Genomic DNA, 14,736 nt, shown 5'->3' with positions numbered 1-14,736 from the left:
ATAAATTTATGACGGGGATGCCCGCCCGGTTATAAGGCACGATTTACGATTTTTATAAATACGCAACCGTACCTTTGTACGCACATTCTGTCGCTCAGGCAGAGCAACTCGAACAGTGTACCGAATCTATCTCATAAATTTCTATGCTTTCTCCCGGACAAAAAGCTCCTGACTTCATGCTGTTTAGCAGCGACAAACAGGAAGTGTCGCTCCAGAATTATCGCGGCAAAAATGTGGTTTTGCTGTTTTTCCCGATGGCGTTTACCAGTGTTTGCACCGCCGAACTGTGCGAAATGCGCGACAGCATCAGCACCTATGCTGGTCTGAACACCGATATTCTCGCCGTTTCGGTCGATTCGCCGTTTACGCTTGCCAAATTCCGCGAGGAGCAAAATCTGCCGTTTCCGCTGCTGTCAGATTTCAATAAAGAGGCATCGACCGCCTACGATTCGATTTACGAAACGTTCGTTTTCAATCTTAAAGGCGTCAGCAAACGCTCGGCTTTTGTTATTGACCGCGACGGCGTTGTACAATATGCCGAAGTCCTCGACAATGCGGGCGAAGTGCCTAATTTCCAGGCCATCCAGGAAACGCTGACAAAGCTGAAGTAGTGATGAGTGATGGGTGATAAACGATACTAAACATGAAATGGCCTGGTATCACGACTTTTTTCATGGATTGCCACAAACGGCCTGGAAAGCGGCCCAAACCGACGAGCAGACGCAACTCGATCTTGAACTACTGGTCGAAACGCTTGAATTTGGCCCCGGCGATCAACTGCTCGATGTCTTTTGTGGCTATGGCCGGCACGCGCTCCCGCTGGCGCGTATGGGCGCAAAGGTGGTTGGCGTTGATATTTCGGACGAGTACATTGCTGAATTAAGCCGGGCGGCAGACACCGAAAAGCTGGCATTGACGGCTGTGTTAGGGGATTTTACCACCTTGCCCGATCAGGCACTGGCACACCGGGCTGCCTTCGATGCGGCTTACTGCTTAGGCAATAGCTTCAGCTTTTTTCCCAGAGCTGATATGGTAACTTTTCTAACCCGTATTGCCGAACGGTTGAAGCCGGGCGGGCGGTTTCTGGCGCACACCGAAATGGTAGCCGAATCGGTATTGCCCGACTATCAGGTTCGCAACTGGCAACCCGTTGGCGATAATTTTTTATTTCTGGTCGAGAATGAATACCACCCGCTCGAAAGCCGCATCGAGTCGCGATTGACTTACGTGCAGAATGGCATTGTACAGCATCGTACCGCCCAGCATTATGTGTACACACTGGCCGAACTTTGTCGGCTGTTTACGGAAGCGGGCTTATCAGTGATAACCTGCTATGGCACTGTTGACGGCGAACCGTATGAACTTGGTGATGAAGGTGTGTGGATACTTGCCGAACGGTCTTAAGCAACTTTCAGGGCGGACCTTCCCTGAAAGTTGCTTAGATAAAAAATTCAAATAAATACATGGTATTTTTTTAATAAGTAAGCATAAATCCGTAGTTTTCAGCCAGTATAACACCGTTAACTGCTACCTAACTGCAACAAACTGTATGGAAAGTCTTGAGCGAAAAGTGCGGTCACGCGACCAAGTCCGCTCTGGCATCATGTGTACGGCTAAAACTATTGCCCGATGTGAGGGCTGGCAGGCCGTTTCAATTCGCAAAATTGCCGATGCCATTGACTATAGTGCACCTATCGTGTATGAATATTTTGATAGCAAAGACGTATTGCTGTCCGAAATCCGCGATGAGGGTTTTCGTCACCTGCACACCGAATATGAGCGTATTCTGAAGCTCTATCGCGATCCCGAAAAGCGGTTATACGAAATGTCGGTCAGCCTGTGGACGTTTGCTGTCGAACACCCCGAAAGTTACCAGGTGATGTATAACCTCGATGGTGCTTTCTGCTCGTTGCCTGTCTACCAGTCGGGTGCTACGCAGGACGTTGGTAAGTTAGTAAGTCAGGCTATTTTTTCGTTTATCCCCAAATCGCAGGATAGTATCCGGCAGCTCTATTTTGAGTGGTGGTCGGTGTCGCATGGGCTGATCTCAATGGCGATGTTGCTGAAAGAGGAACAGCCTTTAGAGAAATCGGAACAGATTTTCCGCGACACCATGCGCCGATTTGTACGCGGCCTGCGGTAAACACTTTTTACGAATAAATGTCTCGTCCCCGAATTATTTATGTTTATGACGCCCTGTGCGGGTGGTGTTACGGCTTCAGCCCGGTAATCCGTCAACTCTACGCCAGCTACGGTGATCAGGCTGATTTCGACGTGTTGAGTGGCGGCATGATGACTGGCACGCGGGTTCGGCCCGTATCAGAATCGATGGGGTATATTCAGCAGGCGTACAAAACCGTGGAAGATCATACGGGCGTTCGGTTCGGCGATGCGTACCTGAACGGACTGTTGGCAAAAGGCACCTACCTGTCCGACTCCGAGAAGCCCGGTATGGCGATGACACTTTTCAAAGCTATCAGCCCCGATCAGGCCGTTTTGTTTGCCAGCACCCTGCAACATGCTCTCTATTACGACGGCGTCGATCTGAACGTCGATGCTCATTATGGGCCGTTGGTTGAGCCGTTCGGTATTGACCCCGACGAGTTTGTGGCCCACGTTTCCGATGCGGCCATCAAAGAACAAACCTGGGCTGAGTTCAATCTGGTGTCGCAATACGGTATCAACGGTTTCCCATCGGTGATTGTCGATACCGGGGATAAACTGTATCAGGTAGCGCGGGGGTATTTGCCCTACGATGCCCTCGAAGCCAACGTAAAGCGCGCGCTCAATTCTCCTGAATAACGCCCGAACGGGCCATTTTGCAGTGGACATCGCATTTAAGAGACAATGCTTGCTATTATAGGGGCAACTGGCATGATCGGTCAGCCGGTCACGAACCAACTTATCTGGGCCGGATACGAGGTGCGCATCATTGCCCGCGACGTGGCAAAAACCAAGCAACTGTTCCCGCAGGTCGAGGTGGTATTTGGCGACCTGCGGAAACCCGAAAGTCTGCACACCGCTCTGAGCGGGGTCGACACAGTTTACCTGAACTTATCGGTCAGGCAAACCGAGAAACCGGGCGATTTTCACACCGAAACGGATGGCATGCGTCATCTGCTGGCAGCGGGCAAACAGGCGGGCGTTCGCCGGGTGGCTTACCTATCGTCGCTGGTGATGCGGTATCAGGGCATAAACGGCTTCAACTGGTGGGTATTTCGGGTAAAGCAGCAGGCGGTGGAACTCATTAAAGCATCGGGTTTAGACTACAGCATCTTTTACCCGTCGTGTTTTATGGATTCAATAAATCAGACGCAGCGCGTGGGACGGTTTGTACTGCTGTTGGGGCAGTCGCCCGTGAAGCCGTGGTATATTTCGGCCCACGATTACGGCAGTCAGGTAGTGAGCGCATTGCAGATAGTTAGGCAGGACCAAAACCAGGAATACGTGATTCAGGGACCGGAAGCCATTACACAAACCGAAGCCGCCGAACGGTTTGCGCGGGTCCATACTAACGAAAAGCTGCGCGTCGTAACAATTCCGCCGATTCTGCTTAAAGCAGGTTCGCCATTTTCGGCTCAGGCAAGCTACGGCTGGCACATTGGCGAAGCACTCAACAAATACCCCGAAGTCTTTGAAGCCGAAAAAACCTGGGCCGAGCTTGGCAAGCCTAAACTTACTATTGACGAATGGACTCGGTTCACCTTTTAGTGCAGGGGCCGACTTTTTATTTTGCCGCCCGTTACATCGTCAACGCTATGTTGAATAACAAACGCGCTGGCATCCACTTCGTTAATGATACTCAACAAGCGGCTGAGTTGCAGGCGGGTTAAAACCACATACAACACCCGAACCGTATTTTGTCGGTGGCCCTGTTTGCCGTAGCCCTGCTCGCCGTTCAGCACCGTAACGCCCCAGCCTTGTTCAATGATGCGGGTACGCAACGTTTCGTGTTGTTGCGATATAATCAGCACAGTGGTGTATTGCTCGATGCCGTGAATCACAAAATCGACGGTTTTAGAAGCCGCGAAGTAGGTAATCATGGAATACAACGCCAGGTCCATGCCCAGAAAAAAGGCTGCCGCGCTGAAAATAAACACGTTCATGAGCAGAATGGCATCACCTACTTTTACGGGCAGGTTCGACCGGCTTATGAGTAGAGCCGCAATCTCGGTGCCGTCGAGCACTGCCCCGCCCCGCATGGTCAGCCCAATGCCGAGGCCAATGAAAAAGCCGCCAAAAACAGCAGTCAGCAGCAAATCGGGCGTGATGTCGGGATAAGGAATGAACGTCAGACAGAGCGACAGGCCACCAATGGCAGCCGCGCTTTTGAGGGCAAATAATCGCCCGAACTGCTTGTATCCCAGCAGAATAAAAGGCAGATTGATTACCACCAATAGAATGGCTAAGGGCAGGTGGAGCAGGTCGGCCAGCAACATGGATATGCCCGTAACGCCCCCATCGATAAACCGGCTCGATAACAGAAACCCTTCCAGCCCCAGCCCTGCACTTAATGCCCCAGCCACAATCAGGATGGTATCTTTGATAATGCGATTAGGCGACTTGCTGCGCTCGGCCATCAGAAATAACAGGTTATCTATTCAGTCTTTTTAGACCGCACGTCGGTCTGGTGCTGATTATAAACTAAGGAATACGGCTCAACGCTCTCTGTCAGCCAGACGTTGCCACCAATCACCGAATCGTGACCCACCACCGTATTGCCGCCCAGAATGGTAGCATTCGCGTAGATTACTACGTTGTTCTCGATGGTTGGGTGCCGCTTTTTCTGGGCCATCGACTTGGCAACGTGCGTAGCTCCCAGCGTGACGCCCTGATAGACTTTTACGTTCTCGCCAATAATCGTTGTCTCGCCAACAACTACCCCTGTGCCGTGATCGATGAAAAACGACGGGCCAATCTGCGCGCCGGGGTGAATGTCGATACCCGTTTGACTGTGAGCGTATTCGGTCAGCATCCGGGGCAGCAGCGGCACGTCGAGGTGCAGCAACTGATGAGCAATCCGGTACACGGCAATAGCGTAGAAACCTGGATACACGGCCACAACCTCTTCCAGACTGACAGCCGCCGGATCGTTGCTGGCAATGGCGCGGGCGTCTAACAGCAGCCGCTCGTAAATGGCAGGCAGGTTGTCGAAAAAACGGTCGGCAATATCTTCGGGGCGGCTGGGCAGGTTATCGGCGAGGGGGCGAAACAGGCATACCAACTGCTCGTTGAGCCGATTGTAGGTTTCTTCGACCTGTTGCGAAGCCGACTGACAGTCCTGCGTTACGGGAAACAGCAGCCGCATAAGCTGGTCGATAAACCGCCCGGCATCGGGCCGCGATGGCAGTTTGTATCGATACTGCGCCCGCTGATTGAGCAGATGATCGAGAAACGTAGTTGTGGCGAAGGTCATATGCAGATTGGCCGATGCTGTAGCTGATAATGCCGGTAGTGGAAACGTTGCCCCAGAATGAGGAAATGAACCAACAGGTCGTGATTGATACGCTAAACAAATAACGCGAAATGAACAACGTATTATACTGATTCAGGAACAAATAACGTACCGTAAAGTTCGGCTGTCAAATTTGGTCTCAGGTTTGTTTAGGATTTAGTGAACAACAGTCTATTGAATAGCCATGTTAAGCAAAACTATTGGAATCCTTCTCGTTTCGCTGGTCGCCACTGCCGGGTTCGCCTGGTTGCTGGCGTCTTTCTGTGCGGACGAAGATATACCGGCAAGCACACCAGATCAGGCATCGGTTATAGGAAATGTTTCAATACCCGAAAAAGCAGCAGAATCAACCGTTAAGGCCGTAAATGCGTACCCAAAACTGTCATTCGAGGCTCCAGTCGAATACACATACGCAAACGACGGTACTAACCGTGTCTTCGTTGTGGAACAGGCCGGACGCATTCGTGTCGTTGATAACAATCCGAACACGACCTCGGCACCCGTGTTTCTCGACATTCGTAAAAAAGTGGCATACGGTGGTGAGATGGGCCTGCTGGGACTGGCTTTTCACCCCGATTTTAAACAGAACGGCTATTTCTTCGTAAACTACACGAAAGACAGTCCGCGCGAGACAGTGGTAAGCCGATTTAAGGTCGCTTCGGCGAATGCCACGCAGGTTGACCCGGTGTCGGAAGTGGTTCTGTTTACGTTTAAGCAACCCTATTCGAACCACAACGGCGGTAAACTGGCGTTTGGGCCGGATGGATTTTTGTACGTAGCCACGGGCGATGGTGGCAGCGGGGGTGATCCACAGAATAACGGACAGAACAAACGGTCGTGGCTTGGCAAAATCCTGCGTATTGACGTCAACAGTACGCAAAAAGGCAATTACGGTATCCCGAAAGACAACCCCTTTGCGGGCAATAAAGACGGCCTGCGGGAAGAGATTTATGCCTGGGGACTGCGCAACCCGTGGCGATTTAGTTTTGATGAGCGTGGCCGACTCTGGACCGGCGACGTGGGGCAGAACGAAATAGAAGAAATCGACATCGTCACGAAAGGGGGGAACTACGGCTGGCGTATCCGCGAAGCCAACGAGCCGTTTAACAACCGCGACCCCAAACCCGATGAAACGCTCATCGATCCTATTCATGAATACAGTCATGGGGCCGATGGAAATTCGGTAACGGGGGGTGTGATATACCGGGGTAAAGCCAATCCGTCGTTGCGGGGCAAATATATTTATGGTGATTTCGGCAGCGGTCGGCTCTGGGCGTTGAGTGAATCTGGGGGACGAAAAACCGCTAATCAATTGCTTATCAACCGGGCAGGCAGCATCTCAGCTTTTGGCGAAGACCAGAATAACGAACTCTTTATCTGCGATTACGGCGGCAAGATTTTAAAAATCGTTTCTGAGTGAGATTTTAAACGCAGCGTGGCAGAGGCTAACGCGGAGGCCGCAAAGTTTTTTCTCTGCGGTCTCTCTGTCAGCCTCCGTAACTCTGCGTTTAAATAGTATCTTGGAACAGCAAACCCTGTTCTGTATGAAACGCGCCGTTATACTGTTTCTTCTCCTCTTCTTTTATCGCGCAGACGCCCAGACTCCCGCCCGTTTTTCTATTGATGATGTTCTATCAGCACCCTACTGCTCGAATCTGACTGCCGGTTCAGACCATGTGGTGTGGGTCAGTACAACCGAAGGCGTCCGGAACGTGTATGTCTATACGCCCACCAGCAACAAAACCAGGAAACTCACGAGCCAGACAGTTGACGATGGGCAGGACTTCAGCGAATTTTGCTTCTCACCCGATGGCAGGCAGTTGGCTTATGTGCGTGGAAGCGGCAAGAATCGGGAGGGTGTTAGCCCCAACCCGACCAGCAACCCCGCCGGTGCCGAACAGGCCGTGTATGTTGTTGCCGTGGATGGCAACGGTCAGCCGCGCCGAATTGGTGCGGGTAGCCATCCGACGTTTTCGCCCAGCGAAAATCAACTACTGTTTATGCAGGGCGGACAGGTGATGGTAGCTGATTTGGTAACGAACCAAACCAAACGCAACGGGCAAAACAACAGCGTACCAACCAAACTATTTTCGGCGCGGGGCTTTCTGTCCGACGCAAATTGGTCGCCCGATGGCAGCAGCGTGTTGTTTGTGAGCAATCGGGGCTATCATAACCTGATTGGCGTATACAGGCTGGCGGAGCGTACCATTACGTGGCTGGCTCCGGACGTCGACCGCGACAAGACACCGGTATGGTCGCCCGATGGGAAGCGGGTGGCGTTTTTGCGGCAACCGGGGCAGCGGCATGGCGAGTTGGAAAACATCATGGGCGGCAATCGATTTGCCGTTTGGGTAGCCGACGTTGCCACTGGCGAAGGCCGCGAACTGTGGCACTCGCCCGCCGACGATGGTGGATTTGCCCAGTATTATCCCGCCGAACCACTGCGCTGGACAGCGGCCAATCAACTCCTGTTTTTTTCGGAACATCAAGGCTGGATGCACGTATATGCCCTGTCGCCCGACTCGCCCGGACAACCCCGCAATGTAACGGGTAATGCCGATGGCAGCAGCCACTACGAAGCCGAAGAAACCTGCCTGTCGCCTGATGGCAAAACGCTGTATTTCAGCGCAAATAATCCGGCCAATGATACGCTCGATATAGACCGGCGACACATCTGGCGGGTCAGCACCGACGGGTCAGGGAAACCCGAACTGTTGACGCCCGGCACCGGTATCGAAACCGACCCTGTGCTGGTGGGCGACCGGCTTTTCTATCGTTCGGCAGGCTGGAACCGCAGTACGGGTATTGCTTACCGGAAATTGGGCGAACCACGCGAAACAACCCTGTTTCCGCAACCTGCTGACTTCGATGCCCAACGTTTTCCGACAGCCGCACTGGTCGAACCTAAGCAGGTAATCCTGAAAGCTGCCGATGGCACCACCGTTCACGCCCAACTCTTTCTTCCCCCGCCATCCCGGCAAACCTCGGCTGCCCGTCACCCCGGCCTGATTTTCCTCCACGGTGGCCCCATGCGACAGATGCTGCTGGGCTGGCATTACCGGGGCAGCTACTACGCCAATGCCTACGCCATGAATCAATATTTAGCTTCGCAGGGATACGTGGTGTTGTCGGTGAATTTTCGGGCCGGCATTGGCTACGGGCGGGCGTTTCGGCGGGCCGACAAACAGGGGCCGCGCGGGGCGTCGGAGTATCAGGACGTGCTGGCTGGTGCTAAATATCTCCAGAACCGTGCCGACGTTGACCCCCTCCGCATCGGGTTATGGGGCGGGTCGTATGGTGGCTACCTGACGGCAATGGGCCTGGCCCGCAACTCCGACCTGTTCGCGGCTGGCGTCGATCTGCACGGCGTTCACGACTGGTCGTGGCGGGGTAACATGTTTTCGCCGGGGGGCGGCTGGGGCATTGGCGAGGCCGACATGAAAGTAGCATTCGAATCGTCGCCGAATCATAACCTCGACTTCTGGCGGTCGCCCTGTTTGTTCGTTCACGGCGACGACGACCGCAATGTAACGTTTGCCGAAACGGTTGATCTGGTTCAGAAACTCCGCGCCCGCAACGTACCTACCGAAGTGCTGATTTTTCCCGACGACGTGCATAGTTTTCTGTTGCATAAAAATTGGGTAAAGACCTACAAGGCACTCGATGTATTCTTCGGGAAATACCTGTTGGCATCCGACCGTTCCTCAACGGCAACGAAGTAAACGATAGTACACGCTATCGTTTAAAATGTGATTAACTTTGACTCACCCAACTCCACCAACGAAACGAAGTGGTTTTGCGCTCGCGTTCATGGAACAGCTTATCGATTTTTTTCAGCGTCTTTTTCAAACGAATGATTGGCCCCCGCGCTGGTTTTGTGGCCGCTGGACCGACTTTCACGGCTGGCTTTATATTGTTTCGGACTTAACAATCTGGCTGGCTTACATGGCGATTCCGTTGATTCTGATTCGCTTTGTTGTTCTTAAAAAAGGAGTACCGCTGCCCGGTGTTTTTGTCCTGTTTGGCGCGTTTATCCTGCTCTGCGGAGCTACGCATCTCCTCGATGCCATGATGTTCTGGTGGCCGGCCTACCGCTTCAGTGCCTTTATCCGGTTTCTGACGGGCGTAGTATCAGTAGCAACCGTTATTGCCCTGATTCGGTATTTCAACGAAGCCGTAGGGTTGAAAACCTCGCGTGAGTTTGACCGCGAACTGGTGTTTCGGCAGCAGGCCATGCAGGAACTGGCCCGCTCCAATCAGGAGCTTCAGCAGTTCGCCTACGTAGCCTCGCACGACCTTCAGTCGCCCCTGAAAACGATTGTCAATTACCTGACACTGCTCGAAACCAAATACGGTAATCAGTTAGATGGCGATGCCCAGCGGTTGATTGACACGTCTACGGCGGCTGCCGGACGAATGCGCATCCTTATCAACGATTTGCTTGATTTCTCACGGGTGGGATCAGTTACGGAATTTCAGCCGGTAGATATGAATCAGCTCGTTGCCGAAATTCTGACTGAACATCAGGATGATATAGAAACGGCCAATGCAACGGTAGAGGTTGGCCCGTTGCCCGTGCTGACAGCGCATCGCACTGATCTGAAACAGGTGTTCCAGAACTTGATTACCAACGGGTTAAAGTACCGACGTGTCGATGTGCCCACCAAATTGAGCATTCAGGCTACCGATCTGGGCGATGCGTACCAGTTTGCCGTGGCCGACAATGGCATTGGTATTGAGCCACAGTATCATGAGCGGGTATTCCAGATTTTTCAGCGACTGCATGGGCGCAATGAGTACCCTGGTACGGGCATTGGTCTGGCAACCTGCAAAAAAGTAATCGACATTTATGGGGGACAAATCTGGCTTACCAGTATACCCGGTGCTGGCACAACTTTCTATCTGACCATACCAAAAGAAATAAAAACCGTTCAGCATTATGCCCAAACCAATTCATTGCATCCTGTTGATTGACGATGATCCCGACGATAATTTTTACCACCAACTTGTTATCACGGAATCGGGCCTGTGCGAAACGGTGCGTATTGCCGAAAACGGTATGGCCGCTATGCGCTATCTGGCACAGCCGGAAGCCGCTGATTATGAACGCCCCGACGTTATCTTCCTCGACATCAACATGCCCGGTATGAACGGGTTCGAGTTTTTGGAGGAATACCACAGGTTGCCCGAAGAATTGAAAAGCCTTGTTTTGGTGATGATGCTTACGACGTCAATAAATCCCGCCGACCGGGGGCAGGCTGCGGCTTTTGAGGTAGTGAGGGGCTACTATGCTAAACCCTTGACTACCGGCATATTGGCCGAAATTGTTGCCAGATATTTCCCTGAATAGCGATGACTGCGTACATGACTTCTCCGGTAGGAACAGTGCGTATCACGGGCGACGATGCGGGCGTGTCGGTCATTGCGTGCCTGAACGAACCTGCCGAATCAACTTCGCCCGACAATCTTCCCGAACCCGTTCAGCAAGCCATCGCCCAGTTAACCGAGTACTTCGCCGGTACGCGCCAAACGTTTGATTTTAAGCTAAATCCTGCCGGTACTCCCTTTCAGCAGCGCGTATGGCATGCCCTGCTGGAGGTTCCGTTCGGTACGTCGCTGTCGTATCTGACCCTGGCTCGGCGATTGGGCGACGAAAAAGCGATTCGGGCGGTGGCGGCTGCGAACGGCAAAAATCCGCTCTGGATTGTTGTACCCTGCCACCGTATCATCGGCTCCGACGGTTCGCTGACGGGCTACGCAGGCGGCCTTTGGCGCAAACAATGGCTGCTGGAACATGAAGGCATTGCGTCTGGCAAGGCTGCACCGGGGCAGATGCGTTTGTTTTGACGGGTAAAATTTAGTTATTACACAGAGATACACAGAGCGAAAAGAGATGCACGGAGAAGCCAATAAATCAGCGCGTATCTCTCTGCGCAACAAAATCTTTTTACGAATGCAGCGATTTATTGTCTTGTTGATGCTAATGGCTTCCTGCGCCCCGCGTTATCGTGGCCCTATCACCGACCACTTCAACGGCAAAAAATTCAGTAACCCCAACGCCCCTGAGCGGTCAGCAAGTGTTTGGGAATGGCTGCTACACCGCGACAAAGGCGCGTGGCCCAAACAGCCCAACGCCTTTGTTGGTCCGCGCCCGGCTGCGCGGGTGGAGGGCGATAGCTTAGTGGTTACGTTTGTAAATCATTCAACGTTTCTGTTGCAAACCAACGGACTCAATATTCTGACCGACCCGGTTTGGTCAGATTTTGTCGGGCCGACCCGCTGGCTGAGCGTGAAGCGGAAACGCCCGCCGGGGCTGCGCTTTGATGAATTACCGCCTATCGACGTGGTGTTACTCAGTCATCTGCACTACGACCATCTTGACCTGCCCACGATTCGGCGGTTGGTGAAAGCCTTCAACCCGCTGTTCGTAACGCCCCTCGGTGTGTCGTATCTACCCAAAAAGGCTGGTGCCCGCGTTGCCCGCGAACTCGACTGGAACGATACGTTACGCGTTAATGACCAGCTAACGCTGACCTGTACGCAGGCCCGGCATTTCAGTAACCGGGGCATGGGCGACCGCGACCGAACGCTTTGGGTGGGCTATCTGCTGCATACCTCATTTGGCACAACCTATTTCTGTGGCGACAGCGGGTACGGTCCTCATTTCAAGGATATCGCCACGCGATACGGTCCTATTGAATTGGCCTTGCTGCCTATTGGTTCGTACCGCCCGCAGTGGTTTATGGCTCCTGTTCACGTCTCGCCCGAGGGAGCCGTTCAGGCCCTGCTCGACCTCAATGCCGAACATGCCGTAGGTATTCATTTTGGTACTTTTCAACAGGGCGACGATGGCCTGACCGAACCCGCCGACGATTTGAAAAAAGCGTTGGATGCCCGCTTTGTACCAGCCAGCCGCTTCATCGTGCCGCAGGAAGGCCGGGCCATGACCTTCGGGAAGTAAAATCGGCCCGGATATTGTGTAATTTTACGGCATGGAATTAGTTGACACAGACGTGCCAGTGGTTGATTTGCCCGGCGAGCAAGTATCCAGTGTGGAAGTACCCGGTATGGACATTCAGAAAAGCGACCGCTTAACCCATTTGCAATACGACATTCGGGGCCCGATCTATGAAAAATCGCTCGAACTCGAAAGTCAGGGATACAAGATTATCAGCCTGAACATCGGCAATCCCGCAACCTTCGGTTTCGACGCGCCCGACGAAATCGTTCACGACATTATCCTGAACATTCGCAATGCACAGGGCTATTCTGATTCGCGGGGGCTGTTTGCTGCCCGCAAAGCCGTGATGCACTATACCCAGAACATTGGCCTGCCTGGCATTACCATCAACGATATTTATATTGGAAATGGTGTCAGCGAGCTTATTATGCTGGCCATGCAGGCGTTGCTCAATGAAGGCGACGAAGTGCTGATTCCCACACCCGACTACCCACTCTGGACGGCTTCTGTGGCATTCTGTGGCGGCAAACCCGTACATTATGTTTGCGATGAAGCCGCCGACTGGAATCCCGATCTGGCCGACCTCGAACGCAAAATCACCCCCCGCACACGAGCCATTGTCGTCATAAACCCCAACAACCCTACGGGTGCCGTCTACGACAAAGCCGCGCTGGAGGGCATCGCCCGTATTGCCGAACGGCACAAGCTGATTGTGTTCTCCGACGAGATTTACGACCGGATTCTGTACAACGACAATGTGCATTACCCGATCTCGAAGATGGTAAACGACACGCTCTGTATTACGATGGGGGGGCTGTCGAAAAATTACCGCGCGGCTGGTTTTCGGGGGGGCTGGCTGATTCTGAGCGGAGCGCGGCACCGGGCCAAATCATACATCGAGGGACTGACGCTGCTGGCGAGTATGCGGCTCTGCGCCAACGTGCCAACTCAGTATGCTATTCAAACCGCACTCGGTGGTTATCAGAGTATCAACGACTTAGTGCTGCCTACAGGGCGGCTCTACCGGCAGATGATGCTGGCCTGGGAGCGCATGGTGGCTATTCCGGGCATTACGTGCGTGAAACCCAAAGGAGCTTTGTACATCTTCCCAAAAATTGACCTGACACAGTTTGACTTTGTTGACGATCAGGATTTTGTGTTGAAACTACTGACTGAGCAGAAGGTGCTGGTGGTAGCCGGAACGGGCTTCAACTACGTCGCTAACGATCATTTTCGTATCGTGTGCCTGCCCACCGTCGATGAACTGACCGTGGCACTCGACCGTATCGCGCAGTGCCTCGAAAACCACCGGCGGTAGGGGTAGGGGCGTTCACCGCTGGTCACAAAAATTTAAGAAACGTTTTCATGCATTTCGTCGTTATCCTATTCCGCCTGTGTACAAATACGGGTCGATATGGCTGTCGGCTGGGTATTTTTTGACCAAACGAGCGGATAAATAGTTGTTGAACATAGCGAGTACTGACCGTACCCACTACCTTTTACAGTAAAAAATGGAAGCAACCAAAGAGAACGTTCAACGTTCTGATGCGCAAAGTACCGAACGCCTTACACAAGACATTCCCAAACGCGACGAATTACTACTTACCCCCGACGAACAACGCATTAAAGAAGCGTTTCAGGATCACAACTGGAACGAAATCAAAACGGCAGACTCGTGGGTCATTTTCAAAGTGATGGCCGAGTTTGTAGAGGGCTTCGACAAATTAGCCAAAATCGGCCCCTGTGTATCGATTTTTGGCTCAGCCCGTACCAAGCCCGACAATCCGTACTACAAGATGACGGAGGAAATAGCCGCCAAACTCGTGCGGCATGGCTACGGCGTTATTACAGGCGGTGGTCCCGGCATCATGGAAGCGGGCAATAAAGGAGCCTACGAACAGGGCGGCAAATCGGTCGGTCTGAATATCAAACTGCCGTTCGAGCAACACAGCAATATCTACATCGACCCCGATAAGAGCATCAACTTCGATTTCTTTTTCGTGCGGAAAGTGATGTTCGTGAAATACGCGCAGGGCTTCATTGTGATGCCCGGTGGCATGGGCACACTCGATGAGTTGTTTGAGGCTCTGACGCTGATTCAGACCCGCAAGATTGCCCGGTTCCCCATCGTGCTGGTGGGACGTACCTACTGGCAGGGTCTCATCGACTGGATTACCGAGGTAATGCTGGGGCAGGAACACAACATCAATCCCGAAGACATGAAACTCATCAGCATCGTTGACACGCCTACCGATGCCGTAAAGGTGATTGACGAGTTCTACAGCAGATACCTGCTAAAACCGAATTTCTAATGTAACGC

The 14,736-nt window shown here is 52.8% G+C and carries 15 protein-coding genes; 13 read left to right on the top strand and 2 right to left on the bottom strand.

The features are described from left to right. The first annotated feature begins 143 nt into the window (after positions 1-143). The 5 genes from AWR27_RS09410 (at position 144) to AWR27_RS09390 (ending at position 3,711) form a co-directional block, all read left to right on the top strand. A complete protein-coding gene (locus AWR27_RS09410) occupies positions 144-611 on the top strand; it encodes a redoxin domain-containing protein (RefSeq protein WP_077130937.1) in 468 nt (155 codons plus the stop codon). 37 nt (positions 612-648) lie between these two features. After that, a complete protein-coding gene (locus AWR27_RS09405; protein WP_077130936.1) occupies positions 649-1,404 on the top strand; it encodes an SAM-dependent methyltransferase in 756 nt (251 codons plus the stop codon). A gap of 145 nt (positions 1,405-1,549) precedes the next feature. Further along, entirely contained in the window at positions 1,550-2,143 is a 594-nt protein-coding gene (locus AWR27_RS09400) for a TetR/AcrR family transcriptional regulator (RefSeq protein WP_077130935.1), read from the top strand. 17 nt (positions 2,144-2,160) lie between these two features. Further along, on the top strand, positions 2,161-2,802 hold the full coding sequence (locus tag AWR27_RS09395; protein ID WP_077130934.1) for a DsbA family protein: 642 nt from the start codon (positions 2,161-2,163) through the stop codon (positions 2,800-2,802). Between the two features lie 45 nt (positions 2,803-2,847). Next, positions 2,848-3,711, top strand: a complete 864-nt coding sequence (locus AWR27_RS09390) for an SDR family oxidoreductase (protein ID WP_077130933.1) — start codon at positions 2,848-2,850, stop codon at positions 3,709-3,711. On the opposite strand, the gene AWR27_RS09385 is transcribed toward AWR27_RS09390, so the two are convergent. Both AWR27_RS09385 and epsC read right to left on the bottom strand, forming a co-directional pair. After that, positions 3,708-4,580, bottom strand: a complete 873-nt coding sequence (locus AWR27_RS09385; RefSeq protein WP_077130932.1) for a YitT family protein — start codon at positions 4,578-4,580, stop codon at positions 3,708-3,710. The genes AWR27_RS09390 and AWR27_RS09385 overlap by 4 nt on opposite strands. A gap of 17 nt (positions 4,581-4,597) precedes the next feature. After that, on the bottom strand, positions 4,598-5,416 hold the full coding sequence (gene epsC / locus AWR27_RS09380; RefSeq protein ID WP_077130931.1) for a serine O-acetyltransferase EpsC: 819 nt from the start codon (positions 5,414-5,416) through the stop codon (positions 4,598-4,600). A 223-nt stretch (positions 5,417-5,639) separates the two neighbouring features. Here epsC and AWR27_RS09375 point away from each other — a divergent pair, with 223 nt between their 5' ends. The 8 genes from AWR27_RS09375 to AWR27_RS09340 all read left to right on the top strand — a co-directional run bounded on the left by AWR27_RS09375 (position 5,640) and on the right by AWR27_RS09340 (position 14,728). Then, entirely contained in the window at positions 5,640-6,875 is a 1,236-nt protein-coding gene (locus AWR27_RS09375) for a PQQ-dependent sugar dehydrogenase (RefSeq protein ID WP_077130930.1), read from the top strand. A gap of 124 nt (positions 6,876-6,999) precedes the next feature. Beyond that, positions 7,000-9,177, top strand: coding sequence for a S9 family peptidase (locus AWR27_RS09370; RefSeq protein WP_077130929.1), 2,178 nt, complete (start codon positions 7,000-7,002; stop codon positions 9,175-9,177). A gap of 37 nt (positions 9,178-9,214) precedes the next feature. Then, the gene (locus tag AWR27_RS09365) at positions 9,215-10,429 is read left to right on the top strand and encodes a sensor histidine kinase (RefSeq protein ID WP_232326021.1); all 1,215 of its coding nucleotides are present in this window, start codon (positions 9,215-9,217) and stop codon (positions 10,427-10,429) included. Continuing rightward, a complete protein-coding gene (locus AWR27_RS09360) occupies positions 10,395-10,805 on the top strand; it encodes a response regulator (RefSeq protein WP_077130927.1) in 411 nt (136 codons plus the stop codon). The genes AWR27_RS09365 and AWR27_RS09360 overlap by 35 nt, the downstream gene beginning before the upstream one ends. Before the next feature lie 14 nt (positions 10,806-10,819). Then, positions 10,820-11,302, top strand: coding sequence for a methylated-DNA--[protein]-cysteine S-methyltransferase (locus tag AWR27_RS09355; RefSeq protein WP_232326020.1), 483 nt, complete (start codon positions 10,820-10,822; stop codon positions 11,300-11,302). Positions 11,303-11,408: 106 nt separating this feature from the next. Then, the gene (locus tag AWR27_RS09350; RefSeq protein WP_077130925.1) at positions 11,409-12,416 is read left to right on the top strand and encodes an MBL fold metallo-hydrolase; all 1,008 of its coding nucleotides are present in this window, start codon (positions 11,409-11,411) and stop codon (positions 12,414-12,416) included. Positions 12,417-12,522: 106 nt separating this feature from the next. Continuing rightward, positions 12,523-13,734: a pyridoxal phosphate-dependent aminotransferase gene (locus tag AWR27_RS09345; RefSeq protein WP_077133905.1), complete on the top strand. Its 1,212-nt coding sequence runs from the start codon at positions 12,523-12,525 to the stop codon at positions 13,732-13,734. A gap of 193 nt (positions 13,735-13,927) precedes the next feature. Beyond that, positions 13,928-14,728, top strand: coding sequence for an LOG family protein (locus tag AWR27_RS09340; RefSeq protein ID WP_077130924.1), 801 nt, complete (start codon positions 13,928-13,930; stop codon positions 14,726-14,728). The last annotated feature ends 8 nt before the right edge of the window (positions 14,729-14,736 follow it).

Origin of the sequence: Spirosoma montaniterrae, from assembly GCF_001988955.1 — a bacterium.
GTDB lineage: Bacteria > Bacteroidota > Bacteroidia > Cytophagales > Spirosomataceae > Spirosoma > Spirosoma montaniterrae.
The sequence above is the reverse complement of the archived record's forward strand: the minus strand, read 5'-3'. Positions and strand labels throughout refer to the sequence as shown.